This window comes from Microvirga aerilata (assembly GCF_016743775.1).
Classification (GTDB): Bacteria; Pseudomonadota; Alphaproteobacteria; order Rhizobiales; family Beijerinckiaceae; genus Microvirga; species Microvirga aerilata.
In genome coordinates this window covers 1-2,317 of sequence record NZ_JAEQMY010000231.1, presented here as the reverse complement: position 1 = coordinate 2,317, position 2,317 = coordinate 1, and the positions used below count along the sequence as shown (strand labels likewise).

Sequence of the window (2,317 nt, the reverse complement as noted above, 5' to 3'; positions counted from 1 at the left end):
GGGTCATTGGAGGCCCTGTAACGCGCCGACCGATTCGGCGCCAAGACCTTCAACAAACACGAAAACTATGGCTGAAACCGGTATGATGTTGCGGCCAAGCTTCCACCGACTGGCTCCTTTGAGCTCTGTTCAATCATTCGGCTCCCCCGCTCCCATGCATGCCGGGCCTAGTCATGCGAGCGTAGGAGGTATGCTGGTCTGCACCACCGCTTTCCTCACGGCTATCCCGGCTTCCGCGAGGCACCTTATCCCGCATACGCTGGCTCACAATTGTTTGCATGCGCGCCAGCGCATCCTGAACCTCGGAGCGACTGGAAACCTCCCCGGCCGAAAACGGTTCTGTCGCAATTTCTGGCAAAAGGCACAGAGAGGCCAGAGTGGCTGGTCGACGCTCATGCGGCGAGCCGATCAAACTGTTCGGCCAACGATAGCTGAGCCTCACGGGCACACTTTGCCTGTCCTTTCCGCATCATGTGAACATCTCAATCCCGCCCAGGATGGCGCGAGCGCTGTTGACAGACTTGAAGCCAAGCATCGGCCGAGTCCGCCGCTTGATGGCACGATGGTCCTGCTCGATACGATTGTTCAAGTAGGAACTTTGCCGGGTGCAAATGGGCTTCAGATCACGCCGTGTTCGATCCTGGAGCTGATCGGCAGTATCGCAGGATAGGATGGCCTCCCGGTTGGTTTGACTGCCATCGATCACAATCCTCTCAGGCCTGCCATGCCGCTTGAGAGCCTTGCTCAGAAAGCGTTTAGCGGCAGTCAGATTACGCCGCTTACTGAACCAGAACTCTACCGTGTCACGGTTGCTATCGATGGCGCGGCAGAGATACATCCAACGCCCTCGGACCTTGATATAGGTCTCGTCGACGTGCCACTTGCTGGTGACGGCTCGCTTGCGCCGGTTGAACTACTCCAGCAGGAGCGGCGCGTAATGAACAGTCCAGCGGTGGACCGTAGCGTGGTCCATAGAGCCGCCGCGGTCAGCCATCATCTCCTCTAAGTTCCGGAGGCTCAAGCCATAAGCCAAGTACCACCGCACGCACAGCAGTATCACCGAGCGATCGAAATGACGGCCTTTGAACATAGTGTACCCCCGGAGCTTACCAGAGGCATATACCGAACTATGTTACCAACGGGTTTGCGACAGTTCCACCAAGAGGCGGAAGGGCTATCAGGCTCATTGCCACTCCAAGGCCTGAACTGCATCCGAATAGAGTATTAGCTCCGAAGAGCTAGTCCAATCGTAGGAACCATACCCCGCATAGCTCGTTACAGCCAAGCAGGTCCGGGTCACATGGGCCGTTCCCGGGATACAGCGCCCATTCACCATGGCTTCTGCTACGCGAGCGCCATGGCTGACGTGGGTACTCTCGTATGCACATTGCTGAATATAACTGGGGCTAGACAATCATGAACCATGACGTCGTTTTCAATGAGCAAATCCTCTCGATTGCTCAGAATGCATCTTCGTATGTGACGACCGTTCTGGTGTGCCAGAATGCCCTCATCCGCAGCGGCATCAGCCACATTCTCTCCGGCACGCTGTTCGTCCTTTCAGACGAGACCCTCGAACAGCCACCAGAGCTGCCGATCCTCTGCCTCATTCACGCGGACCAAGCGGCTGATAAGCTGACCGAGACAGTCGAGAGGGTGAAAGCGCAATGGCCGTCTGCCCGGATGGTTCTGCTGACTGAGGCTATGGAACCCACAGCCATGATGCAGGTCTTCCAAGCAGGCCTGGACGGGCTTTGTTCAACGGCGATGAACCGCGAGGCCCTGATCAAGGCGCTTGAGCTGGTGATACTGGGTGAAACTTACATCGCGCCAGCTTTTACACTCAGCCTATTGCACGAGGCCTCTCGCCAGCGGCAGGCTCGTCCGGATGGGGCGATCATCGTTGGCCCTGCGGCTACGGCATTTGCCAACAAGCTATCACCACGGGAGGCCACGATCCTGCGCCACCTGACCCAAGGTGCCTCCAACAAGCACATTGCGCGGGAACTTGGACTCGCTGAGGCAACGGTCAAAGTTCACCTCAAAGCCATCTTGCGCAAGGTGAAGGCGGCCAATCGCACTCAGGCGGCCATGTGGGCACAACAGCACATGAACCTCGCGGCGAACGACACACTTATTGCCGCTGAGTAGGTCAAAGCCCGCTAGTGAGCAGAGAGAGCGTCAAGCGGGATCGTCTGCACTGCTTGACCTGTGGCATCAACAATCTCAAGCCACCAGCCGTGCCACTCATCTGAGTTCGAGGGGTCCAGGGCGCGAAGCTCCTCAACGGCCTCCATGGCGGACATGACAGCCGCCT

General features: G+C 57.7%; 2 protein-coding genes and 1 pseudogene. 1 reads left to right on the top strand and 2 read right to left on the bottom strand.

Translation table 11 applies throughout. The features are described 5' to 3' along the window. Positions 1–392 precede the first annotated feature (392 nt). Positions 393–1,090, bottom strand: a pseudogene (locus JKG68_RS31905) (IS6 family transposase). 326 nt (positions 1,091–1,416) lie between these two features. Here JKG68_RS31905 and JKG68_RS31900 point away from each other — a divergent pair. Then, entirely contained in the window at positions 1,417–2,151 is a 735-nt protein-coding gene (locus tag JKG68_RS31900; RefSeq protein ID WP_202066394.1) for a LuxR C-terminal-related transcriptional regulator, read from the top strand. Positions 2,152–2,162: 11 nt separating this feature from the next. Here the strand turns inward: JKG68_RS31900 and JKG68_RS35100 are convergent, their stop codons facing one another. Further along, entirely contained in the window at positions 2,163–2,306 is a 144-nt protein-coding gene (locus JKG68_RS35100) for a DUF6894 family protein (protein WP_376773252.1), read from the bottom strand. Positions 2,307–2,317 lie beyond the last annotated feature (11 nt).

Bases quoted from the DNA above. Each gene is read 5' to 3' on its own strand.
- JKG68_RS31900 (WP_202066394.1), top strand. From the start codon at position 1,417: ATGAACCATGACGTCGTTTTCAATGAGCAAATCCTCTCGATTGCTCAG.
- JKG68_RS35100 (WP_376773252.1), bottom strand. From the start codon at position 2,306: ATGTCCGCCATGGAGGCCGTTGAGGAGCTTCGCGCCCTGGACCCCTCG.